The sequence below is a fragment of the Herbaspirillum sp. FG34 genome, from assembly GCF_057809315.1.
The window spans coordinates 205,839-227,291 of record NZ_JBMDJS010000003.1; the positions used below are offsets into that span (position 1 = coordinate 205,839).

The 21,453-nt window shown below is 63.8% G+C and carries 23 protein-coding genes and 2 riboswitches; of the genes, 14 read left to right on the forward strand and 9 right to left on the reverse strand.

Annotated elements, in window-relative coordinates; translation table 11 throughout:
- Nucleotides 1–16 precede the first annotated feature (16 nt).
- The 5 genes from ACODSZ_RS05105 to ACODSZ_RS05125 form a co-directional block, all read right to left on the reverse strand.
- Nucleotides 17–652, reverse strand: coding sequence for an urea amidolyase associated protein UAAP2 (locus ACODSZ_RS05105; protein ID WP_008333183.1), 636 nt, complete (start codon nucleotides 650–652; stop codon nucleotides 17–19).
- 14 nt (nucleotides 653–666) lie between these two features.
- Entirely contained in the window at nucleotides 667–1,398 is a 732-nt protein-coding gene (locus tag ACODSZ_RS05110) for an urea amidolyase associated protein UAAP1 (protein ID WP_008333184.1), read from the reverse strand.
- Between the two features lies 1 nt (nucleotide 1,399).
- Entirely contained in the window at nucleotides 1,400–2,176 is a 777-nt protein-coding gene (locus ACODSZ_RS05115) for an ABC transporter ATP-binding protein (protein ID WP_488927169.1), read from the reverse strand.
- Entirely contained in the window at nucleotides 2,173–2,988 is an 816-nt protein-coding gene (locus ACODSZ_RS05120) for an ABC transporter permease (protein ID WP_488927170.1), read from the reverse strand. The genes ACODSZ_RS05115 and ACODSZ_RS05120 overlap by 4 nt, the downstream gene beginning before the upstream one ends.
- 136 nt (nucleotides 2,989–3,124) lie before the next feature.
- Nucleotides 3,125–3,225: riboswitch (guanidine-I (ykkC/yxkD leader) on the reverse strand.
- 83 nt (nucleotides 3,226–3,308) lie between these two features.
- On the reverse strand, nucleotides 3,309–3,464 hold the full coding sequence (locus tag ACODSZ_RS05125) for a hypothetical protein (protein WP_175343912.1): 156 nt from the start codon (nucleotides 3,462–3,464) through the stop codon (nucleotides 3,309–3,311).
- Between the two features lie 236 nt (nucleotides 3,465–3,700).
- On the opposite strand from ACODSZ_RS05125, the gene ACODSZ_RS05130 reads away from it, so the two are divergent.
- From ACODSZ_RS05130 to ACODSZ_RS05155, 6 genes are all read left to right on the forward strand, one after another.
- Nucleotides 3,701–3,919 carry a hypothetical protein gene (locus ACODSZ_RS05130; protein ID WP_488927171.1) on the forward strand — a complete coding sequence of 73 codons (219 nt, stop codon included), beginning with the start codon at nucleotides 3,701–3,703 and terminating at the stop codon, nucleotides 3,917–3,919.
- Nucleotides 3,905–4,004: riboswitch (guanidine-I (ykkC/yxkD leader) on the forward strand. It overlaps the preceding gene by 15 nt.
- 66 nt (nucleotides 4,005–4,070) lie before the next feature.
- Complete coding sequence (locus ACODSZ_RS05135; RefSeq protein WP_175343910.1) at nucleotides 4,071–5,147, forward strand: putative urea ABC transporter substrate-binding protein; 1,077 nt, start codon at nucleotides 4,071–4,073, stop codon at nucleotides 5,145–5,147.
- Nucleotides 5,148–5,284: 137 nt separating this feature from the next.
- Nucleotides 5,285–6,232 (forward strand): TorF family putative porin, encoded by a 948-nt coding sequence (locus ACODSZ_RS05140; RefSeq protein WP_488927172.1) that lies wholly within the window; start codon nucleotides 5,285–5,287, stop codon nucleotides 6,230–6,232.
- A 192-nt stretch (nucleotides 6,233–6,424) separates the two neighbouring features.
- Nucleotides 6,425–7,132: a gluconate 2-dehydrogenase subunit 3 family protein gene (locus ACODSZ_RS05145; protein WP_008333202.1), complete on the forward strand. Its 708-nt coding sequence runs from the start codon at nucleotides 6,425–6,427 to the stop codon at nucleotides 7,130–7,132.
- Nucleotides 7,133–7,176: 44 nt separating this feature from the next.
- The gene (locus ACODSZ_RS05150) at nucleotides 7,177–8,958 is read left to right on the forward strand and encodes a GMC family oxidoreductase (protein ID WP_175343908.1); all 1,782 of its coding nucleotides are present in this window, start codon (nucleotides 7,177–7,179) and stop codon (nucleotides 8,956–8,958) included.
- Between the two features lie 11 nt (nucleotides 8,959–8,969).
- Nucleotides 8,970–10,421: a cytochrome c gene (locus ACODSZ_RS05155; RefSeq protein WP_488927173.1), complete on the forward strand. Its 1,452-nt coding sequence runs from the start codon at nucleotides 8,970–8,972 to the stop codon at nucleotides 10,419–10,421.
- Between the two features lie 21 nt (nucleotides 10,422–10,442).
- On the opposite strand, the gene ACODSZ_RS05160 is transcribed toward ACODSZ_RS05155, so the two are convergent.
- From ACODSZ_RS05160 to ACODSZ_RS05170, 3 genes are all read right to left on the reverse strand, one after another.
- Nucleotides 10,443–11,141 carry an alpha/beta fold hydrolase gene (locus tag ACODSZ_RS05160; RefSeq protein WP_249776994.1) on the reverse strand — a complete coding sequence of 233 codons (699 nt, stop codon included), beginning with the start codon at nucleotides 11,139–11,141 and terminating at the stop codon, nucleotides 10,443–10,445.
- 115 nt (nucleotides 11,142–11,256) lie between these two features.
- Nucleotides 11,257–11,568, reverse strand: coding sequence for a YciI family protein (locus ACODSZ_RS05165; RefSeq protein WP_488927174.1), 312 nt, complete (start codon nucleotides 11,566–11,568; stop codon nucleotides 11,257–11,259).
- A 13-nt stretch (nucleotides 11,569–11,581) separates the two neighbouring features.
- Nucleotides 11,582–12,208, reverse strand: coding sequence for an FMN-dependent NADH-azoreductase (locus ACODSZ_RS05170; protein ID WP_488927175.1), 627 nt, complete (start codon nucleotides 12,206–12,208; stop codon nucleotides 11,582–11,584).
- A 155-nt stretch (nucleotides 12,209–12,363) separates the two neighbouring features.
- Here ACODSZ_RS05170 and ACODSZ_RS05175 point away from each other — a divergent pair, with 155 nt between their 5' ends.
- Nucleotides 12,364–13,344 (forward strand): LysR substrate-binding domain-containing protein, encoded by a 981-nt coding sequence (locus ACODSZ_RS05175; protein WP_488927176.1) that lies wholly within the window; start codon nucleotides 12,364–12,366, stop codon nucleotides 13,342–13,344.
- Nucleotides 13,345–13,403: 59 nt separating this feature from the next.
- On the opposite strand, the gene ACODSZ_RS05180 is transcribed toward ACODSZ_RS05175, so the two are convergent.
- Nucleotides 13,404–14,297, reverse strand: a complete 894-nt coding sequence (locus tag ACODSZ_RS05180) for a LysR family transcriptional regulator (protein WP_008333205.1) — start codon at nucleotides 14,295–14,297, stop codon at nucleotides 13,404–13,406.
- A 519-nt stretch (nucleotides 14,298–14,816) separates the two neighbouring features.
- Here ACODSZ_RS05180 and ACODSZ_RS05185 point away from each other — a divergent pair.
- The 7 genes from ACODSZ_RS05185 to ACODSZ_RS05215 are packed head-to-tail and all read left to right on the forward strand — an operon-like array spanning nucleotide 14,817 to nucleotide 21,401.
- The gene (locus tag ACODSZ_RS05185; protein WP_008333207.1) at nucleotides 14,817–15,848 is read left to right on the forward strand and encodes an ABC transporter substrate-binding protein; all 1,032 of its coding nucleotides are present in this window, start codon (nucleotides 14,817–14,819) and stop codon (nucleotides 15,846–15,848) included.
- A gap of 42 nt (nucleotides 15,849–15,890) precedes the next feature.
- Nucleotides 15,891–16,943 (forward strand): ABC transporter ATP-binding protein, encoded by a 1,053-nt coding sequence (locus ACODSZ_RS05190; RefSeq protein WP_008333208.1) that lies wholly within the window; start codon nucleotides 15,891–15,893, stop codon nucleotides 16,941–16,943.
- Nucleotides 16,940–17,800 (forward strand): ABC transporter permease, encoded by an 861-nt coding sequence (locus ACODSZ_RS05195; protein WP_008333214.1) that lies wholly within the window; start codon nucleotides 16,940–16,942, stop codon nucleotides 17,798–17,800. Before ACODSZ_RS05190 ends, ACODSZ_RS05195 begins: the two co-directional genes overlap by 4 nt.
- A 23-nt stretch (nucleotides 17,801–17,823) precedes the next feature.
- Complete coding sequence (locus ACODSZ_RS05200) at nucleotides 17,824–18,597, forward strand: ABC transporter permease (protein WP_081486118.1); 774 nt, start codon at nucleotides 17,824–17,826, stop codon at nucleotides 18,595–18,597.
- On the forward strand, nucleotides 18,594–19,718 hold the full coding sequence (locus ACODSZ_RS05205) for an NAD(P)/FAD-dependent oxidoreductase (RefSeq protein ID WP_241821335.1): 1,125 nt from the start codon (nucleotides 18,594–18,596) through the stop codon (nucleotides 19,716–19,718). Before ACODSZ_RS05200 ends, ACODSZ_RS05205 begins: the two co-directional genes overlap by 4 nt.
- Nucleotides 19,690–20,001, forward strand: coding sequence for a (2Fe-2S)-binding protein (locus ACODSZ_RS05210; RefSeq protein ID WP_175345130.1), 312 nt, complete (start codon nucleotides 19,690–19,692; stop codon nucleotides 19,999–20,001). The genes ACODSZ_RS05205 and ACODSZ_RS05210 overlap by 29 nt, the downstream gene beginning before the upstream one ends.
- Complete coding sequence (locus ACODSZ_RS05215) at nucleotides 19,998–21,401, forward strand: FAD-dependent oxidoreductase (RefSeq protein WP_488927177.1); 1,404 nt, start codon at nucleotides 19,998–20,000, stop codon at nucleotides 21,399–21,401. The genes ACODSZ_RS05210 and ACODSZ_RS05215 overlap by 4 nt, the downstream gene beginning before the upstream one ends.
- Nucleotides 21,402–21,453 lie beyond the last annotated feature (52 nt).

A 21,453-nucleotide genomic window follows, 5' to 3' on the forward strand; every position in this document is an offset into this window, starting at 1 on the left:
GTTCAAGGTCTCGGGATCAGTCCCACACCAGTACTTCGGCGGCGGTCGGGTTCCAGCCGTTGCAGGGATTGTTCAGCTGCGGACAGTTGGAAATAAGCACGATCAGGTCCTGCTCGGCGCGCAGCTCCACGTACTTGCCGGCAGCGGAAATACCATCCTCGAAGGTGAGACCGCCTTCCGGGGTGACCGGCACGTTCATGAAGAAATTGATGTTGGCACCGATGTCGCGCTTGTTGAGCCGTCCATCATGCAGGCAGGCGCACAGAAAATTGTCGCGGCAGCTGTGCATGTAGCGTTTCTCCAGCGCATAGCGCACGGTATTGCTCTCCTGCGCGCACGCGCCACCCAGCGTGTCATGACGACCGCAGGTGTCGGCCACGATGGTGGCCAGGGCGCGCCCCAGGTTGGAATACAGCACGCTGCCCGCACCCAGGTAGGCCCGGTTCTGGCGACGCAGCGTGCGCTGCGGATCGTAACGTTCACGCGGATTGGCGGCGCTGTAGAACAGCGTATCGATGGCCTGGTTGCCTTCCAGGTCCAGCAGGCGCACGGTCTGTCCGGCACTGAGGTTGAAGAGATACGGTTCGCCCGCCGGAATCACATGACGGAACACGGCTTGTTCGGGGGTGCGCTGGCTTTCGATGATGTGCATGAGATTCTCCCTCTTCAGAGATGGAAGCGTTCGGTGTTGTGGAAGGCGCGCTCATTCTCGGGGCGCGAATGGCGGCAGGCGTGCGTGGTGTCATCGCTGTGCGTATGCAGCCATTCCAGCCGGACCGGCAGCGGCGCGTACTGTGGATGCGGGTCCATGGGATGCTGCAGGGCGGTCAGGATGATGAGCGTGTCCATCGGTGCGGCCAGCTCGATGTAGTCACCGGCCCTGGAATTGCCGGGCACGAAGTGGAACACCCCTTCGGCATCCACGTTCACGCGCGAGAACAGGTTCACCACCATCAGCAGGTCCTGCAGGTCGAGGTTCCACTTGCCCATTTCCACCAGCAGGTTGTCCACACCGTTGCGATGGAAACCGTTGCGCAATTCCTGATAGCGGCCCTGGCCGTATTTCTCGCGCACTTCCTCGGCATTGAGGACGCCGCCGAAGCTGTCATGCCAGCCACAGGTGTCTTCGGTGATGGCGGCCAGTACGCGGCCCATGTCGGAGTACAGGCAATGGCCGGCCTGCAGGCGCGCGGTGTGCTGGCCCTTCAGGGTATCGGGCAGGTTCAGCCGCTCGCTGGGTTGCCGGGCATTCAACATCATCATGCTGACGTTGGCGCCGCCTTCGATGTCGGTGATGCGCAGCGACTGGCCGCGCTTGAGGATGAAGGAGGTATGGCCGCCGCCGGGCAGCAGTTCTTCATAGAGTCTGGCCTGCAGGGCCAGGGGATCCTTGCTCATGTCAGCTTTCCTTTGCAGTGAGGAGGGAGGCCAGCTTGCCGGCCTGTTCGCGGGCACGCGCCTCGTTGAGGGCAATGTCGTAAGTGATGTGGGCGCCATAGGCCTGCGGGTATTGCGGATCGACGCGCACCTTGTCGAAGACCAGCAAGCGGGTGCCCAGGGTGAAGCCTTCGGAGAGATCGTGGGTCACCATGAAGACGGTCAGGCCGCTGTCCTTCCACAGATCCAGCAGCAGGATGTGCATCTCCTTGCGGATGCCCGGATCGAGCGCACCGAAAGGTTCATCCAGCAACAGCACGCGCGGGCGCACGATGAGCGCCTGGGCGATGGCCAGCCGCTGCTGCATGCCGCCCGAGAGACTGCCGGGATACAGATTCAGCGCATGTCCCAGCCCCACGCGGTGCAGCAGCTGCGCCGCCTCCTCGCGTGCGCGCCGTTTGGCGCCACCGAACAGCCGTCCCAGGAGCGGGGATTGCGGCAGCTCGAGACCGATGGTCACGTTGTCCAGCACGTTCAGGTGCGGGAACACGGAATAACGTTGGAACACCACGCCACGCGTGGCATCGGGCTCGGCCGGGAAAGGCTGGCCCTGCAGCAGGAGCTGCCCCTTGCTCGGTCGTTCCTGCCCCAGCAGCAGGCGCAGGAAGGTCGACTTGCCACAGCCGGAAGCGCCGACCAGGGTGCAGAACTGGCCTTCGTCCACGCGCAGGTTCAGGCGCTCCAGCACCACGTTCTGGCCGTATTGCTGCCACACGTTGCCAATCTCGATATAGCTCATGCGCGGCCTCCTTCAGCCCAGGGGAAGAAGCGACGATGGATGGCGCGCAGCAGCCAGTCCATCATCCACGCCAACAGCGTGATCCAGACTACGTAGGGCAGGATGATGTCCATGGCCAGGTAACGGCGCACGAGGAAGATGCGATAGCCGAGACCAGCCGTGGCCGAAATCGCTTCTGCGGAAATGAGGAACAGCCACGCTGCCCCCAGCGACAAGCGCAGCGACACCAGCAGGCGCGCCAGCATCTGCGGCAGGGCTACCCGCAGCACCAGCGTCCAGCTGTTGGCGCCCAGCGTCTGCGCCTTGATCAGCAGTTCGGCCGGGAGGGCGCGCCCCGTGTGTTCCAGATCGCGCGCCAGCAGAGGGGTGACACCGATGACGATGAGCATCACCTTGGACAATTCATCCAGCCCCATGACGATGAAGAGAATCGGCAGGATCGCCAGCGGCGGCACCATCGACATCACCGTCAGCAGCGGTGAGAAGCCGGCACGCAGAACAGGGAAGAGGCCATTGGCAATGCCCAGCACCAGCCCGACCGCGGCGGCGATGCCCAGGCCCAGCAGCACCCGCTGCAGGCTGGCCAGGGTATCGCTCCAGAACAGGTAGTCGCCGGTGCGCGGATCTTCCATGAAGGCCATGTGACGAACCGCATCGACCATCTGCGCGAGACTGGGCAGGAGCTTGTCGTTGGGATTGTCGGCCAGACGGGTAGCCGAGCCGAAGGCATACAACAGCACCAGGATGAGGAAGGGCAGAAGCGTGAGCAGCCACTGCCCGGAGCGACCGGGGTGGCGGTTCAGGAAACGCATGGCGCGCCTCCCTGCGACTGGGACGCAAGCAGTACGGCAGCTGCGGGGTGGGACCTGGGAAGACGGACAGCGATCACGAGAAACTCCGGTCGGGGTTGAACAAAAGCAGGAGCAGCGCGGCACCTGTGGTGCAACTCTCTCCCGGGCTTTTGTCCCGCCGTGTAACCTCGACCGAGGTCGCCGGCTCTCGGACCAGTCATCTGCCTGCGGCAGACCGGAACCCTAGCCAGCTATTGGAACATCTTCTACAGCCGTTGGATGATCAGCTCATCGATGCGGGCTGCTCTGCATGTACGTTGATTTCAGCAAATTCCATACCATTAGCGCGCCCGTCGCAGCCAGCGCACGGCATGCGTGAGCGCTTCGATGAGGACGAGCGAGCTGCGCATGCGACCACACAGCGGCAGTGCCTGTGCGGCGTCATCAGAAAAGGCGATGGAAAAAACGGGGGTGTCACTTGATCGGGTCATGGGCATGGTCTACTCCTGCGAACATGGCCTGGCCGTCCAGGATGGTTATCGAGGCCAACGTCTGCGCTATGCGCCTGGTCTGCTTCGATCCAAGTCGTCTTGGCTCGCCCACTGCGAGAACGACAATCTTGCATGCAAGATCCAGACCAGCCCCTTCCGCACAGAGACAGCTGTCGCAAACCCGCTCCTGCAAAGGATTGCAGCCCATCGCGGGTTTCTTCGCAAACAGTCAGAGCGCAAGCATGGTGCACATCGGCACCGATTTGGCGCGTGGAGAATGCGCCAGCATCGATCATGTCTGGCGCGCCGCAGCTTGCTTTTCAGCGGCCGCTATTAATAGCGAAAAGCAGCCTCATGCAGCCTCGACGCAATCTCAAGGGATTGGCATGAACCTTGCTGAAAAGCGAGCGGGAGCCGGCGAGTCCGGTCTTGAGTCAGCACAATTTGCAATGGACAGCTAGGGTTCCGGTTCGCTGGTGCGGATGTCTGGTCCGAGAGCAGTCGACCTCGCAAGGGGTTACACGGCGGGAGAAAAGCCCGGGAGATGACGCGATCGCAAGAGCGCGCCGCTCCCGGGCTTTTTTCCAATAAACCCTTCGAGGACCCTACGCCGTGTACAACATTTCCCGAATCCTTGGTGGCGCTGCCATCGCCCTGGCCGCCTTCGCAGGCGCGCTCTCATCCGCCCACGCCGCACCCCGCACCGATTTCAAGGTCTGCACCTCCATCTACGCTGGCTGGATGCCCTGGGGCGAAGCCCAGGCACAAGGCATCCTGGCCAAGTGGGGCAAGAAGTACGGCATCACCATCAGCGCCGTGCAGTTGAACGACTACGTGGAGTCGATCAACCAGTACACCGCCGGCAAGTTCGACGGCTGCACCATGACCAACATGGATGCGCTCACCATTCCCGCAGCCGGTGGCGTGGACTCCACGGCCCTGATCGTGGGCGACTATTCCAACGGCAACGATGGCATCGTGTTGAAGGGAAAGAACAAGAAGCTGGCCGACATCAAGGGCCAGTCGGTGCAACTGGTGGAATTCTCGGTCTCGCACTACCTGCTGGCGCGCGCGCTGGAATCGGTGGGCCTGCGCGAACGTGACGTCAAGGTGGTCAACACCAGCGATGCCGACATCACCGCCGCCTTCGCCACCCCGGCCGTGACCAGCACGGTGACCTGGAACCCGATGCTGTCCTCGCTGGCGGCATCGCCCGATGTTTCGCTGGTCTACACCTCCAGGCAGCTGCCCGGCGAAATCATGGACCTGATGGTGGTCAACACCAAGACCCTGCAAGAGAACCCGGCCTTCGGCAAGGCGCTCACCGGTGCCTGGTACGAGATGATGTCCATCATGACCGCCAAGGACGAGCGCGCCACCCGTGCGCTGACCGCCATGGGCAAGGCTTCCGGCACCGACCTGGCAGGCTTCCGGTCGCAACTGGCGGCCACGGCCATGTTCTACCAGCCCAAGGCGGCGCTGGAGTTCGCGACCAAGAAGGAACTGCCGGCCATCATGGGGCGCATCGCCAAGTTCAGCTTTGATCACGGCATCCTTGGCCCCAACGTCAAGAGTGCCGATGGCATCGGCATCGCCTTCGACGGCAACGTGATCATCGGCGACAAGAAGAACGTCAAGCTGCGTTTCGATCCGACCTACATGAAGATGGCGGCTGACGGAAAACTCTAAGTTTTTCGCGCGCATGCACCTGTAGTTCCAACAGTACCGGCATCACCAACGACTTGCGCGGGTCCGGCAACGGACCCGCCAGGGTCTGCTCGTCCCTTGCTTCCACAACGATACAGTTCAACCCAACGGAGAGAACCTTGACTACCACCACCGCTTCCCTGTCGCGCCTGCACGCACGCTGTGCGCTGGGCACCTGCACCGCTGCCCTCGCCTCCCTGCTGGTCTGCGCACCGGCGCTGGCCGACGATGCCGCTGCGGCTGCCACCGCCGAACCGGCCGGTCCCTGGACCATCACCAAGCATATCGACCTGGCCTCGCGCTACGTGCTGCGCGGTGCTACCACCACCTATGGCAACGGCCAGGCGCTGGGCAATGCCGGTGCGGATGCGCCCGAATCGGACCAGGCAGCGCTGCAATGGGGCATCGATTTCGTGCACAGCAGCGGCTGGAGCTTCGGTTACTGGGCTTCCACCATCAACTATTCATACAAGCAACTGGGCAAGTCCTACAGTGATCGCAGCATCACCGAGTTCCAGAAACCGCGCTCGGTGGAAAACGATCTCTACTTCGCCTACGCCGGCAACATCAGCGGCGACCTCGGCTACACCCTGGGCATGACCGGCTACTACTACGCCAACGGCAGCCACGCCAATGCACTGGAAACCAAGGCCGGCCTGACCTGGGGCGCGCTGTCCTTGAATGCGCAGACGCTGCTCAACGATGTCATCTGGGGCAACAAGGGCGACACCTACTGGACCCTGGTCTACACCAGACCCCTGCCCTACGACATCACCTTCACCAGTACGCTGGGCGCCTACACCTACAAGCGTGAAGGCAAGTACCTCGGCACCCGCGACACCGCCAACGGCACCGCCTGCGGCGCCGGTCAGGCCTTCGTCGTCAATGGCTGCTACGCCGGCAACGGCCCCAGCAGCGGCGGCCTGCGTCACCTGACGCTGGGCCTGTCGGCCCCCTTCCCCAATTCGCCCATCACCTGGTCGCTGCAGGCCATCCTCGGTGGCTACAACCGCTTTGACATCAAGCAGGGCAACCAGTTGGTCGGCATGTTGAGCTGGGGCTTCTGAAGTCGCGCTGACGCATCACAGGGCTTGAACCCGTGCAGGGCGCTAGGGCCTGCAGCGTATGCGTCAGACATTTCCCACACCAAAACCGCAGGATGGCTGATCCCCCTGCGGCATCATCGCGCGCATCATGGCTGGGCCGTGAGCAAGGCAAGGCATTGCTCACGCTCCGGATTTCCCTCAAGGAAACGCGCCATGAAAAAAATAAGCATCTCTCCCGATCGCCGCCGTTTCCTGCGTGGCGCTCTCACCGCCGCACCTGCTGCCGCACTGGCCGTGACGACCGGCAGCCTGGCCGTCAGCGCCCAGGGGCAAGCGGCCGACTCTCCGTACAAACCGGTCTTCTTCAACCAGGAGGAATTCGCGCTGCTCAGCGCGCTGGCCGATACCCTCATTCCCGCCGACGAGAGTGGTCCCGGTGCCTTGGAAGCCGGGGTCCCGGCCTTCATCGATGCGCAGATGAACACCCCCTACGGCCAGGGCCAGCTGTGGTACATGCAGGGACCCTTCACCCCGGACGCACCACCCGAATTCGGCTACCAGCTGCCCTATCCGCCGCGCGAACTGTACAAGAAGGGCCTGGCCGAATTCGATGCGGCCATCCGTGAGCAATACAGGCACGGCTATGTGGAGCTCAATGCCCAGCAACGCGAAAAGATGATGGGCGAGCTGGAGAAGGGCCGGCAGGGCAGCCTGAAGATGGCCACCATCCCGCCCGCCGCGCTGTTCAACCTGTTGCTGCAAAACGTCCACGAAGGCTATTTCTGCGATCCGGCCGACGGCGGCAACAAGGGCATGGGTGCGTGGAAGATGATCGGCTTCCCCGGTGCCCGCGCCGACTACTACGACTGGGTCGACCAGTACGGTCGCACCTATCCCCTGCCCCCGATCTCGCGCGGCTGATGGCCGCCCCTCTTCGCATCGTCTGACCCCGAAAGCCCAAGCACATGGCCAACAAGAACATGAAAGCAGTCGACGTCGTCATCGTCGGCTTCGGCTGGACCGGCGCCATCATGGCCAAGGAAATGACCGAGGCCGGACAAAGCGTGGTGGCGCTGGAACGTGGCGTCTATCGCGACACCTATCCCGACGGCGCCTATCCCAAGACCATCGATGAACTGGAATACCAGCAGCGTTTCAAGTTATTCCAGAATCTGAACAAATCCTCGTTCACCTTCCGCCGCAAGAGCGGCGACAGCGCCATCCCCTATCGCCAGATCGCCATGTTCAAGCCCGGCGAAGGCGTGGGCGGGGCCGGGCTGCACTGGTCGGGCTGCCACTGGCGCGTGCTGCCGGAGGAGCTGCGCATGCGCAGCCATTACGAGGAACGTTACGGCAAGGGTTTCATCCCCAAGGACATGACCCTGCAGGACTGGGGCGTGACCTACGAAGAACTGGAACCGTATTTCGATTTCGCCGAAAAGATGATGGGCACGTCCGGCACTGCCTACCGGGTGCAGGGCAAGGTGGTCGACGACAGCGGCAATCCCTTCGAGGCCAACCGCTCGGACAACTTTCCGTTGCCGGCGCAGAAGGAGCAATACCAGGCGGCGCTGTTTCGCAAGGCCGCGCAGCAGGCGGGCTTTCATCCCTTCACGCTGCCTTCGGCCAATGCCTCGGCCCCTTACGTGAACCAGTACGGTTGCCAGATGGGCCCCTGTACCTTCTGCGGCTATTGCTCCGGCTATGCCTGCTACAACTATTCCAAGGCCTCGCCCAACGTCAACATCATGCCGGCCCTGCGCAAGAGCGCGCTGTTCGAATTGCGCAGCAGCTGCAACGTGCTGCGCATCGAACTGGACAGCACGCGCAAGAAAGCCACTGGTGTCACCTACGTAGATGTCAATGGCGATACCGTCTTCCAGCCCGCCAACATCGTCATCGCCAGTACCTTTGCCTACAACAATGCGCGGCTGTTCCTGCTCTCGGGCATCGGCAAGCCCTACGACCCGGTCAGCAACACCGGAGCGGTCGGACGCAATATCGCCTTCCAGATGATGTCCTCCATCAATGCCTTCTTCGATCCGGGCAAGAACATCAACGGCTTCATCGGTGCCGGTGGCAATGGCGTGGCCGTGGATGACTTCAATGGCGATCATATGGACCACGGCCCGCTGGGCTTCGTCGGTGGTTCGCCGATCTGGTGCAATCCGGCCGGGGCCAAGCCGATCTCGGGCATCCCCCTGCCCAGTGGCACGCCCAAGTGGGGACGCGACTGGAAGCGTGCAGTCAAGGCCAGCTATCTCAACACCATGTCCTTCGACGTGCATGGTGCCAACATGGTCTATCGCGACGTGTATGTGGATCTCGATCCCAATTACAAGGATGCCTTCGGCCAGCCGCTGCTGCGCTTTACCTTCGACTGGAAGGACAACGACATCCGCATGAGCCGCTATGTCACCGACCAGGCCGTCAAGATCGCGCATGAGCTGAAGGCGCGCGAGATCAAGGTGACCGTCAAGGACTTCGGTGCAGCGCCGGACTTGCGTACCTACCAGACCACGCACTGGGCCGGTGGCGTGGCCATGGGCACGGACCCGTCCACCAGCGTGGTGAACCGCTATCTGCAGAGCTGGGATGTGCACAACGTCTTCGCGGTCGGATCGGGCGTGTTTGCCCAGGGTATCGGCTACAACCCGACTGGTGCGGCCGTGGCGCTGGCTTACTGGTCGGCGCGCGCCATCCGTGAGCAGTACCTGAAGGATCCGCGCCCGCTGGTCAGCGCGTGAAGACGGGAGCGATGATGAGACGAATGATCCTGATCGCCACCCTGGCCCTGGGTGCCGCCGCGCTGGCGGCCACTGCCGCCTGCAACCTGGCGCATGCCGATGATTCGCTGACGGTACCGGCCCCGCCCAAACCACCCGTGGGCGCGCGCCTGCTCAACCGGGAAATCCCGGCGCAACGTCCCATGAGCATCCCGCCAGCCGATGCGGCACTGGCGGCACGTATCGCCAAGCAAGGCGGCGCCGGTGCCGATGACCGGCAACTGCTGCGCGGTGCCTACCTGGCGCGGGCCGGCGATTGCGTGGCCTGCCACACCAGCAGGGGCGGTACGCCCTTCGCCGGGGGACTGGCACTGGCCTCGCCGATCGGTGCGATCTACTCCACCAACATCACGCCCGACAGGGAACACGGCATCGGTGACTGGAGCTATGAGGACTTCGCGCGCCTCATGCGTACCGGCGTCACCAAGGCCGGCTATACGGTCTATCCGGCCATGCCCTATCCCTCCTACTCGCGCCTGACCGACGAGGACATGCAGGCGCTGTATGCGTATTTCACCAAGGCCGTGCCGCCCTCGGCACAGGCCAATCGCGCCAATGACATCCCCTGGCCCTTGTCGATGCGCTGGCCGCTGGCGATCTGGCGCAAGCTGTTCGCGCCTACCCCGGCGCCCTATGCGGCACCGGCAGGTACCGATGCGCAGCTGGCGCGCGGGGCCTATCTGGTCGAAGGACTGGGTCACTGCGGCAGCTGCCACACGCCGCGCTCGACCACCCTGCAGGAGAAATCGCTGCGGGATGACAGCAGCCGTCTGTATCTCTCCGGCGGCCAGGTAGTCGATGGCTGGAGCGTACCGTCCTTGCGCAACGAACATGGTGGCGGCATTGCCGGCTGGAGTCAGGCCGATCTGGTCGAATTCCTGCGCACCGGTCGCAACCAATACACGGCCTCCTTCGGCGCCATGAACGATGTCATCGAGCATTCCATGCAGTACATGACCGAAGCTGATCTCAACGCCATGTCGCGCTACCTGTTGAGCCTGGCACCGCGCAATGGGGCCGAGCCTTACCGCTATGACGAAGTGACGGCCACCGCTGCCTACGAAGGACGTCCGCAAACGCCGGGGGCGGCCCTCTATCTGGACCGCTGCGCCGCCTGCCATCGCAGCAATGGCACCGGCTACGGCAAGGCCTTCCCGGCCCTGGCGGGCAACCCGGTGCTGCAAACCCAGGATGCGACCTCGGCCATCCGCATCATCCTGCAAGGGGGACGCCAGCCTTCCACCGACTCGGCCACGGCCGGGCTGGTGATGGCACCGTATGCGCAATTGCTCAACGACCGGCAGGTCGCCGAAGTGACGTCCTACATCCAGACCGCCTGGGGCAATCGTGGTGCGACGGTCAGCGCGGCTGATGTGGCCAAGATTCGCAAGACGGCCAGGCCGGTGGAGGAGCGGGTGCCCTGATCGGGAGCGATCAGCATTCATTCAATGCAGGCTGCGCGCGGCACGATCGATCAGATCGGCCACCTGCTGCGGATGTGACACCAGCGACAGATGACTGGATACGATGGTCTCGGTGCGCGCCTTCATGGCCGCGGCGAACTGTTGCTGCACGGCGGTTGGCAAGGCGTGATCGCCTTGCGTGACCAGATACCAGCTGGGCTTGTCGTGCCAGGCTGCATGGCCGATGGCCACGCCAAAGGCCGCAGCGGCGATGGGCTGCTGCACGGCCACCAGCGCAAGCACCTCATCGGCAGGCAGGTCATTGGCCATCACCTGCGCAAACACCTCCGGATCATCCAGCCAGATCAGGCCCTGTGCGTCCGCTTGCAGGCCCTGCATGGGCAGCTGCAAGCGCTGCAAGGCTTGCGCCACGCTCTCGCCGGAATCCGGCGCCAGCGCAGACAGATAGACCAGTCCCTTCACCTTGTCCTGGTTGCCTGCCACAGAAATCACCGCCCCACCCCACGAATGGCCGACCAGCAGCACCGGATGCGGCTGGCGTGCGATCACGCGGGTGGTAGCCTCAACATCGGCGGCCAGGCTGCTCAGGGGATTCTGTACCGCGGTGACGCGATAGCCCTTCTGCTGCAACAGGGCGATTACCCTGGACCAGCTGGAGCCATCGGCGAAGGCGCCGTGGACCAGCACGATATCGATGGGAGGTGGAGTCTCTGTGCGCATGGTCTGTGCCTGTGAAAGAAACGGGATCAAGCAGAGCAGGGCCATCAAGCCCGCCAGCAGCAAACGCCAGCCGGGCCGATGCCCATCATGGTTGTACATCATCAGCGGTGCCTCCTCATCCGACAAACTTGGCCTGCGGCGCCCAGTGCGGTGGGAGACCAGCTGCGGCCAGGGCGGGCGCGCAACCGTAGGCCTGATAGCTGGCCACGGCGTGGGTAACGAAGCAATCCTGCGCCATCATCGCGTGCAGTTCCTCTTCATCGGCACAGGCCGCCAGCACCAGGCCACCGCCACCAGCAGCCAGCGGGCCGGCAAAGATCACGCGGCCTTGCTTGAGGTTGGCGGCCAGCCAGGCCTTGTGGGTATCGAGGTGCTGGTTCACTTCCTCGATCGGACGGAGATAGGTCAATACGACGGAAAAGATCATGATGGACTCCCGGTCAGTTGGATTGCAGAGCCGCCACCATGGACGGTATCTCGTCGAGTGCCGCGCGCATGGACTGGCTGCGCAGCTCGGCGCCCTTGGTCAGCCGTTCGGCGCGCACGAAGCGCACACGCTGGATGCCGAGGAAACCGAAGAAGGCCTTCAGGTAAGACTCTTGATGATCCATCACCGTCGCCGGCCCGCTGGAATACATTCCACCACGCGTGGAGGCCACGATTACCGCCTTGTCGCCGGACAGTCCCAGCGGCCCCTGCTCGGTATAGCGGAAGGTGCGGCCAGGCTGGGCCAACCGATCCAGCCAGGCCTTGAGCTGGCTGGGAATGGAAAAGTTGTACATCGGCACGCCCAGAACGATGACGTCGCTGGCGAGGAATTCGCTGACCAGGGTCTCGGAGAGAACATGCTCGGCCAGCACGGCCGCGTCCGTGACGGTGCCACCGGGCTGGCGGAAGCCCGCCGCAATGGCGCCGTCGAGGTGGGCAATGGGGCTGCCCGCGAGGTCGCGCACGCTGACCTGGGCTTCGGGATGCAGGGTACACAGATGCTCAACCACGGCGGCGCTGAGCACGCGCGAGGCGGAAGCATCGGCCAGGATGCTGGAATCGAGGTGGAGAATCTTCATGGCGAGGTCCTTTCAGGGAGCGGTTAGGGAAGGCACGCAATGGAAGATACCGGCCGGGGCGCCCTGCCACTAGTCGTCGCCTGCGCATCAGATTGTTCCATTCATAGGACAATCCGGACTTTATAATCGGGCTTTTCCTCACTGACAGACTGCGCATGGAAGACCTCAACGATCTGGCCTTGTTTGCGGCCGTGGTGGTACACGGCAGCTTCTCGGCCGCAGCCCGTGCGCTGGATATCCCCAAGTCGCGCATCAGCCGCCGCGTAGCCGAACTGGAGCAGCGGCTGGGCGTTCGGTTGCTGCAACGTTCCACCCGCGTGGTACGGGTCACCGACGTGGGGGCGGCCTTCTTCACCCATTGCGAAGCCATGACTCACGCTGCGCGCGCGGCCGTGGAAGTGAGCGAGCAGGCGGGTGCCAGACCGGCAGGCCGGCTGCGCGTGAGTTCACCGATGGGCGTGGCGCACATCTTCCTGGCGCCACTGCTGGCGCGCTTCCTGTGCGCCCATCCGGATGTGCGGCTGGAACTGGAACTGAGCAATCGCCGCGTCGACGTCATCGGCGAAGGCTTCGATGTGGCCATGCGGGTCAGGAGTACGCTGGAGGATTCCAACCTGGTGGTGCGCACCTTCGGCACCAGCCAGCAGGTATTGGCCGCCAGCCCGGCGTTCATCCGCCGGCACGGTCCCTTGGACAGCGTGGAAGCACTGCAGGGGCAGCGCGGGCTCGGTCCGGGCGGCATGCCTGGCAAGGCGCAGCGCTGGCGCCTGCACGGCCCGCAAGGTGAGGTCGCCGAGATCGATTACGTCTCGGCGATGGTGACGGATGACATGCAGCTGGTCATGCAGACCGCTATCGGCGGTGCCGGTCTGGCGCTGCTGCCCTTCAACGTCTGCCACGGCGCCATCGAACGCGGCGAGCTGGTAGTGTTGCTGCCGCAGTATCGCGGCACGCCGCATCAGCTGCATGCAGTGTTTCCGTCGCGGCGCGGGCTGGTACCGGCAGTGCGCGCCTTCATCGAATTCCTGGCAGTGGAACTGTCGCAGACCATGCAAGCGGAAAACCAGGCCCTGTTGAAACTGTTGGCGCGCAAACCGGTGCGCTTGGGCAAGACCAACAGGGCCAGGCGAGAATGATGCGCCGATGCCGGGGGCCTGCGCACTCCTGACCGGTTCCCCCCGACGGCCAGGCAGCCTCAGGCCGACTGGCAACGCCTCAGTTCATCGCGCAAATCGGCAGCAAAGGTTTCAGCCAGCGCCAGCCGCTTCCCGGGATAAGGAAAGATGATGGCGCAGCGCGTATCGAGTTCCTCCACCACCGGCCGGATCACCACACCGGCACTGATGAACGGCTCGGCCGTGATGCGCGAGACCAGCGTGATCCCCGCCCCTTCGGCCACCAGCGCACAGGCCACCAGCGAATTGGGCGTTTCCATGGCCACCTGCACCGATACCCGCAGCTTGGAGAGCGCATCATCGATCTGGTAGCGCATGTAGCTGTGCTGCGACAACAGAATCATGCGCTCCCCATCCAGCTCCTTGAGCGACACCCTCTTGCGGCGCGCCAGCCGGTGCCCGGCTGGCAGCACCAGCGCGCGCTCCAGCGGCTCCAGCGGTTCGATCGAAATCGAAGGCTGCGACAAGGGCAGCTCGACAATTCCAATATCGAACTGCTTGGTCGCGACCATCTCGGCAATCTGGCGCGACGGCAAGGTCTGCACGAACACCGACACCTGCGGACGCGCCGCTGCGAAGCGAGCCACCGTGCGCGGCACCAGGCTTTGCGAGAGCGCCGGCAATGTCGCAATGCGCAATGCGCCGGCACGCTGGTGACCGATATCGTGGGCCACCTGGGCGATGCGATCCAAGTTGCCGTAGATCGGTTCAAGCTCGGCATACAAGGCTTGCGCCTCGGGGGTGGCGACCAGCTTGCGGCCGCGCCGCTCGAACAGGTCGTAACCGATACGGATCTCCAGATGGGCAATGGCACGGCTGACCGCCGGCTGGGTCACGCTCATCATCTGGGCGGCACCGACCACGGTGCCCGTGCGCATGACCGAATAGAAGGCTTCGATCTGGCGCAAATTCACGCTATTTCTCATATAACCAACTCGCTATCATCACTCGGAAAATATGCCTCAATGAGGTGCAGTATCGCATCTTTCCAGTGCCTTTTACCTCTTAAAAACCCCTATTTGCACTGCAACAATACACATAACAAATAGGCATAAGCAACCTCAGAAAATTTAATATTTGCGGTGCGTCCTAGTGCCTACACTAGGGCCTGTTCACATTAAATCTGCGAGTGCGAGAGGTCGCCAAGCGTTGTCTGCCTAGGCGCAGCGACGCGCCGTGGTGGTGCCACGGCAAGGAGCTGCAACAACGGCAGGCGACGCTTGGCGGCCTCTCCCGGAGGGTTGCCCCCAGAAGGCGCGCTGGCCGCGTTGCACGTCAGGGCTGGTGGCACCACCACCAGCCCTGACGCGCGCCTTGCCACCACGCCTTCTGGGGGCAACGCATCTCGCAGATTTAATGTGAACAGGCCCTAGGGCCTGTTCACATTCTCCTGCTGGCCATTCAACTGCACTCCCTACTTGGAGGAATACCTGATGCGAAACATTCTTGGCGTAACGATGACGGCCGCCTTGCTGGCCACGGCGACTTCCCATGCAGCCGAAACGATGTACGTAGGCGGCTATGGCGGTTCCACCGAACAGGCTTTCAAGGAAAAGATCATTCCGCCCTTCGAGGCCAGCACCGGCAGCAAGGTCGTCTACGTCTCGGGCAACTCCACCGACATCCTGGCCAAGCTGCAAGCCCAGAAGGGCCGCCAGGAAATGTCGCTGGCCATGATCGATGACGGCCCGATGTACCAGGCGGTCGGACAGGGCCTGTGCGCCAAGATGGAAGAAGGCAGCAGCTCGCGCGAGGTCTATCCCAATGCCCGCATGATCGGGGACAAGTCCATCGGCATCGGCTTCATCGCCACCGGCCTGGCCTACAACAAGGAGGTCTTTGCCAGGAACGGCTGGAAAGCGCCCGACTCCTGGCAGGACCTGACCAATCCCAAGTACAAGCAGAAAGTGGTGATTCCCCCCATCACCAACGGCTACGGCCTGCTCACGCTGGTGATGATGGCTCGCCTCAACGGCGGCAGCGAAGAGAAAATCGCGCCGGGCTTCGACGCCATGATCAAGAAGGTGGCGCCCAACGTACTGGCCTGGGAACCCTCGCCGGGCAAGATGGCCGAGATGCTGCAGACCGGTGAAGCCGCGCTGGCGGTGTGGGGCAATGGCCGCGTGCAGGCCGTGATCGACCAGGGCGCCCCGGTGGAATTCGTCTACCCCAAGGAAGGTGCAGTAGCGCTCATGTCGGCCGCCTGCGTCGTGGAAGGCGCACCGCAAGCCAAACTGGCGCAGCAGTTCCTGCAATACGTGCTGTCGGCCGACGTGCAGGCCATCCTCGCCAATGCCCAGGGCTGGGGGCCGGTCAACAAGACCACCAAGCTTTCTCCGGAGGTCATCAAGCGCGTGGTCTATGGTCCTGAGAAGGTGGGACAGATGATTGCGCCCAACTACGGCGTCATCAATGCCCAGCGTGCCGAGTGGACCAACCGCTGGAATCGTGCCGTCGAGCGCTAAACGCCCGCGCACCCTTACCAGATCAGACCAGGGGACCCCTCCATGAGCTTTCTTCAATTGAATGGCCTGTCCAGGCACTATGGCGACGTGGTGGCGGTCCGACAGTGCGATCTGTCGGTGGACAAGGGCGAATTCATCAGCCTGCTGGGACCGTCAGGTTGCGGCAAGACCACCACGCTGCAGATGATCGCCGGCTTCGTGCAACCCAGCAGCGGACGCATCCTGCTGGATGGCCGCGACATCACCGAGGTCAAGCCGAGTCGGCGCGGACTGGGCATCGTGTTTCAGAACTACGCCTTGTTCCCGCACATGACGGTGGCGCAGAACGTCTCCTTCGGGATGGAAATGCAGGGACTGCCCGGCGGCGAGCGCAACCGACGGGTTTCGGAAACGCTGGAGCTGGTTCACCTGGGCGCGATGGCGCAACGCTATCCCAAGGAGCTCTCCGGCGGCCAGCGCCAGCGTGTTGCACTGGCACGCGCCCTGGCCGTCCAGCCACCGGTATTGCTGCTGGATGAACCGATGGGAGCACTGGACGCCAAGCTGCGCGAGGAAATGCAGATCGAACTGCGCGCTCTGCAGCATCGGGTGGGCGTGACCACTATCATGGTCACGCATGACCAGGCAGAAGCCATGACCCTCTCCGACCGCGTGGTCTTGATGAACAAGGGTGGCATCGAACAGATCGGCCGTCCTTACGACATGTACGAACAACCGAACGGACGTTTTTCCTCGACCTTCCTGGGCAAGGCCAACGTGTTCGCCGCTACCCGCGTGCAGGGCCACCATTGCGTGGAACTGGAGGGCTATCGTCTGCCGGCAGCAGACCTGGCCACCTGCGGCGAGGTCGAATACATCGTCCGTCCCGAGAAACTCGAATTCACCACGCCCGAGACGGCGCTGCTGGCCGGTCGCGTGCAGGCCCGCGTATTCCTGGGCAATCATTGGCTTTACCAGGTGCAGACACCGCTGGGCCTGGTCCAGATCAGCCAGGCCAACAAGGGCGCTCCCGACTGGGACGAAGGCGATCCGGTCAGCCTGCGCTGGGCACCGGAGCATGCGCGCGTGGTCCCCCGTAGCGGAGCGGCACAATGAGCTCCCGTCCCGGCGCACTACCTTACTGGATGGGCACGCCCGCAGCCCTGCTCACGCTGGCCTTCGTGGTGTTGCCCCTGGTGATTACCTTGTCGTTGAGTTTCTTCCCCTTCGTGGCCGGTGGCGGCACGGGCGACCATCTCACGCTGTCGCACTATCTCGATATCGCCACCGACGACTACTTCCAGACCATCTTCCTGCGCACCTTCGGGCTGGCCCTGGTGGTCACCCTGATCTGCATCGTCATCGGCGTACCGGAAGCCTACGTACTCTCGCGCCTGTCGGAACGATGGCGCGCCGTCTCCCTGGTCATCGTGCTGGGACCGCTGCTGATCTCGGTGGTCGTGCGCACCCTGGGCTGGGCCATCCTGCTGGGCAATGAAGGCGTGATCAACAAGGCGCTCATGGCGGTTGGCCTCATCGATACGCCGGTCAAGATCATGTTCACCTTTACCGGTGTGGTGATCGCGCTGGTACACGTGCTGGTGCCGATGATGGTATTGGCGGTGTGGGCATCCCTGCAAAAGCTCGATCCCGCCACCGAACAGGCCGCCGAATCGCTGGGCGCGGGGCTGGGTACGATCATGCTGCGCATCGTTTTTCCGCAGGTCATCCCGGGGGTGCTCTCGGGTGGTCTGATCGTGTTCTCGCTGGCTGCCAGCGCCTTCGCCACGCCGGCCATCATCGGCGGACGGCGGCTCAAGGTGGTGCCCACGACGATCTACGATGAATTCCTGGGCAATCTCAACTGGCCTCTGGGTGCGGCCCTGTCGGTGGTGTTGCTGGTGATCGTGCTGGCCGTCTCGCTGGGCGTCAACCGCCTGGTGGAGCGACGTTACAAGCAGGTGTTCCAATGAAGACGCGCGTGCCCCTGCCCCTGATGCTGTTCCATCTCGCCTTTGCGACCTTCATGCTGGCGCCGCTGGTGATGGTGGTGTGCGTCTCCTTCACCGACAAGGGATATATCTCGCTGCCCTTCGACGGCGCCTCGCTGCGCTGGTATGGCGCCATCCTGAGCGACGACAGCTTCATGACGGCCTTCTATCGCAGCCTGTGGCTGGGTGTGACGGCGGCGACCCTGGCGACTCTGCTGGCGGTACCGGCCGGCATGGCCATCGCCTGGTATCGCTTCCCCGGCCGGGAGGCACTGCTGGGGCTGCTGTTGTCGCCCCTGATGGTGCCCAACATCGTGCTGGGCATTGCGCTGCTGCGCTTGCTCACCTTGCTGGGTTCGCCCGGTACCGCCTGGGGCCTGACAGTCGCACACACGGTCATCGTGCTGCCCTACGTGCTGCGCCTGGTGGTGGCTGCGGCTACCGGCTTTGACCGCACCATTGCGCAGGCCGCCCAGTCGCTGGGGGCCTCGGCCTGGACCGTGTTCCGGCGGGTGGAGCTGCCACTGCTCATTCCCGGTGTGGCCGGGGGCTGGATCATCGCCTTCATCAACAGCTTCGATGAACTCACCATGTCCATCTTCGTCGCCTCGGCCGGCACCGAGACGCTGCCGGTGAAGATGTACAACCACATCGCCAACACCATTGATCCGCTGCTGGCCTCGGTCTCCACCGTGCTCATCGTGCTCACGCTGGTGCTCATGGCACTGCTGGAACGCTTCTACGGACTGGACCGGATTCTCTCTGGAAAGACATCATGATTTCAACGGATATCGATACCCTCATCATCGGCGGCGGCGTGGTAGGCATGTCCATCGCCTACGGCTTGAGCAAGGCCGGTGAAAGGGTGCTGGTACTGGACGAAGGCGATGATGCCTTCCGCGCCGCACGCGGCAACTTCGGTCTGGTATGGGTACAGGGCAAGGGAGAGGAACGTCCCGACTATGCGCGCTGGAGCATGGCCTCGGTGTTGCGCTGGTCGTCCTTCGCACAGGAGCTGACGGCCGGCAACGGCATCGACCTGGAACTGCAACAGATCGGCGGACTGCAATTCTTCCTCAACGACGACGAGCTGCGCGCCTACGTGCAGAAACTGGAACGCCTGCGCGAGGCCGTCGGTGACTATCCCTTCGAGGTACTCGATCCGGTGGCCCTGAAAGAACTCTCACCGTACATCGGACCGGAAGTGGTCGGTGCCGTCTATGGTCCGCGTGATGGTCACGTCAGTCCGTTACGCCTGCTGCGCTCGCTGGTGCAGTCCTTTCATGCACGCGGCGGGGTCCTGCGCAACGGCGTGCACTGTGAGCAGATCGTCCATCGTGCCGGGCAGTTCGAGGTCCGCGCCGGTGGCCAGCAATACGTGGCCGGCAAGCTGGTGCTGGCCGCCGGGCTGGGCAACCGCACGCTGGCTCCGCTGGTCGGACTGGACGCGCCGGTCGCCCCCAATCGCGGCCAGGTGCTGGTGACCGAACGCATGCAGCCGTTTCTGCGCCACCCCTCGGGCCATGTGCGGCAGACAGGCGAAGGCGTGGTCCAGATCGGTGACTCCAAGGAGGACGTCGGTTTTGATGACCGCACCTCGATCGACCAGCTGGCCCATATCGCCAACCGCGCACGTAAATATTTTCCGCTGCTCGATGGCGCCAATGTCGTTCGCACCTGGGGGGCATTGCGGGTGATGACACCGGATGGCTTCCCCATCTACGAGCAGTCGCGTCAATGTCCCGGGGCTTTCCTGGTGACCTGCCACAGCGGCATCACGCTGGCGGCCATGCACGCCGGTCCCCTCTCGGACTGGATCCGGGGTGCTGCCGAGCCAGCCGCCATTTCCACCTTCAAAGCGGAGCGATTCCATGTTCAAGTCGATGCTGACGGCCGATGAAGACCGTCGCCCCGAGGTTGCCATTCTGGTGGACGGCCAGTCCATCAGCGCCAGGGAAGGCGAAAGCCTGGCCACTGCCCTGCTCAATGCGGGAATCAGCCCCTTGCGGCATACCCCGGTATCAGCAAGCCCGCGTGCGCCCTTCTGTCTGATGGGCGTGTGTTTCGATTGCCTGGTCGAAGTCGATGGCCGCCAGAACGTGCAGTCCTGCATGGTCCCGGTGCATGCCGGCATGCAGGTGCGGCTGCCGCACGGCGCGCGTCGCGTGGGAGACCCCGCATGATGGCACCGACCCACGATCTCATCATCATCGGCGCCGGCCCGGCCGGCATGTCGGCGGCCATCAGTGCCGCAGCATTGGGACTGAAGACCTTGCTGCTGGACGAGCAGCCGCATCCGGGCGGGCAGATCTATCGCCATGTCACGCAGGTGCCACCCAGGGTGGCCGCCGTGCTGGGTCCGGATTACCTGCATGGACGCGGCCTGGCCGAGCGCCTGCAGCAGTGCGGTGTGGACTATCGCAGCGGCGCCCTGGTATGGGAAATCACCCAGGATCTGGTGCTCACGGTACAACAGGACGAACGTTCCTATCGCTTGCGCGCCCGCCAGATCATCGCCGCCACCGGTGCCATGGAACGCCCTTCGCCACTGCCTGGCTGGACCTTGCCCGGCGTGCTCAATGCGGGCGCCGCGCAGATCGCGATGAAGACCTCGGCCTCGGTACCGCAGGGCCCCGTGGTACTGGCCGGTGCCGGCCCCCTGCTGTTGCTGGTGGCCTGCCAACTGCTGCAGGCCGGTGCCGAGGTGGCGGCGGTGGTGCAGACCTCGCCACCCGAGAACCTCAGGCGCGCCCTGCCTCATCTGGCGGCCGCACTGGGGGCAGCGCAGTACCTGATGAAGGGCCTGAAGATGCTGTGGCGTTTGCGCCGGGCCGGCGTACCGCTGTACCAGGGCGCCAGCGCGCTGCGCATCGAGGGCAAGGGTCAGGTCGAACGGGTACGGTTCAGCGTCGGTGCCCGCGACCACACTCTGGCGGCCAAGGTGGTGCTGCTGCACCATGGCGTGGTCCCCAATACGCAGCTGAGTCGCCAGCTGCGCCTGGATCACCGCTGGGATGCCCTCAATCTGTGCTGGACACCCGTCGTGGACGAAGGCGGCCAGACCTCGCTGGAAGGCTTGCGCATCGCTGGCGACGGTGCCGGCATTGCGGGTGCGCGGGCGGCGGAATCGGCAGGGATCATCGCTGCGGCCCATGCCGCCCTGGCCATCGGCAAGTCCGACGCGGCGGCATGCGCCGCCCTGATCGCGCAGGCAAGGGCAGAACGCGCCCGGCATCTGAAGATCCGTCCCTTTCTGGATACGCTCTATCGCCCGCCACAGTGGCTTGCCAGCCCACCCGATGAGGCCATCGTGTGCCGTTGCGAAGAGGTCAGCGCCGGACAGATCCGCGAGATGGCGCGCCTGGGCTGCCAGGGGCCCAACCAGACCAAGTTCTTCAGTCGTTGCGGCATGGGTCTCTGCCAGGGACGCATGTGCGGCCTGAGCGTGACGCAGATCCTGGCGCAGGAGCTGGGCAAGCCACCCGAGGAAGTCGGTGCCTATCACATCCGCACGCCCCTCAAACCGATCGCGCTGGCCTCGCTGGCCGCGCTGGCCGATACCGAACCCCTTGCCTCGGAATGATCCGGCGCAAGGCCATGGCAGTGACATGATCCATCGTTGACAGGAGAATCGC

Bases quoted from the DNA above. Each gene is read 5' to 3' on its own strand.
- ACODSZ_RS05105 (WP_008333183.1), bottom strand. From the start codon at position 652: ATGCACATCATCGAAAGCCAGCGCACCCCCGAACAAGCCGTGTTCCGT.
- ACODSZ_RS05110 (WP_008333184.1), bottom strand. From the start codon at position 1,398: ATGAGCAAGGATCCCCTGGCCCTGCAGGCCAGACTCTATGAAGAACTG.
- ACODSZ_RS05115 (WP_488927169.1), bottom strand. From the start codon at position 2,176: ATGAGCTATATCGAGATTGGCAACGTGTGGCAGCAATACGGCCAGAAC.
- ACODSZ_RS05120 (WP_488927170.1), bottom strand. From the start codon at position 2,988: ATGCGTTTCCTGAACCGCCACCCCGGTCGCTCCGGGCAGTGGCTGCTC.
- ACODSZ_RS05125 (WP_175343912.1), bottom strand. From the start codon at position 3,464: ATGCCCATGACCCGATCAAGTGACACCCCCGTTTTTTCCATCGCCTTT.
- ACODSZ_RS05130 (WP_488927171.1), top strand. From the start codon at position 3,701: ATGGTGCACATCGGCACCGATTTGGCGCGTGGAGAATGCGCCAGCATC.
- ACODSZ_RS05145 (WP_008333202.1), top strand. From the start codon at position 6,425: ATGAAAAAAATAAGCATCTCTCCCGATCGCCGCCGTTTCCTGCGTGGC.
- ACODSZ_RS05150 (WP_175343908.1), top strand. From the start codon at position 7,177: ATGGCCAACAAGAACATGAAAGCAGTCGACGTCGTCATCGTCGGCTTC.
- ACODSZ_RS05155 (WP_488927173.1), top strand. From the start codon at position 8,970: ATGATGAGACGAATGATCCTGATCGCCACCCTGGCCCTGGGTGCCGCC.
- ACODSZ_RS05160 (WP_249776994.1), bottom strand. From the start codon at position 11,141: ATGCGCACAGAGACTCCACCTCCCATCGATATCGTGCTGGTCCACGGC.
- ACODSZ_RS05165 (WP_488927174.1), bottom strand. From the start codon at position 11,568: ATGATCTTTTCCGTCGTATTGACCTATCTCCGTCCGATCGAGGAAGTG.
- ACODSZ_RS05170 (WP_488927175.1), bottom strand. From the start codon at position 12,208: ATGAAGATTCTCCACCTCGATTCCAGCATCCTGGCCGATGCTTCCGCC.
- ACODSZ_RS05175 (WP_488927176.1), top strand. From the start codon at position 12,364: ATGGAAGACCTCAACGATCTGGCCTTGTTTGCGGCCGTGGTGGTACAC.
- ACODSZ_RS05185 (WP_008333207.1), top strand. From the start codon at position 14,817: ATGCGAAACATTCTTGGCGTAACGATGACGGCCGCCTTGCTGGCCACG.
- ACODSZ_RS05190 (WP_008333208.1), top strand. From the start codon at position 15,891: ATGAGCTTTCTTCAATTGAATGGCCTGTCCAGGCACTATGGCGACGTG.
- ACODSZ_RS05195 (WP_008333214.1), top strand. From the start codon at position 16,940: ATGAGCTCCCGTCCCGGCGCACTACCTTACTGGATGGGCACGCCCGCA.
- ACODSZ_RS05200 (WP_081486118.1), top strand. From the start codon at position 17,824: ATGCTGTTCCATCTCGCCTTTGCGACCTTCATGCTGGCGCCGCTGGTG.
- ACODSZ_RS05205 (WP_241821335.1), top strand. From the start codon at position 18,594: ATGATTTCAACGGATATCGATACCCTCATCATCGGCGGCGGCGTGGTA.
- ACODSZ_RS05210 (WP_175345130.1), top strand. From the start codon at position 19,690: ATGTTCAAGTCGATGCTGACGGCCGATGAAGACCGTCGCCCCGAGGTT.
- ACODSZ_RS05215 (WP_488927177.1), top strand. From the start codon at position 19,998: ATGATGGCACCGACCCACGATCTCATCATCATCGGCGCCGGCCCGGCC.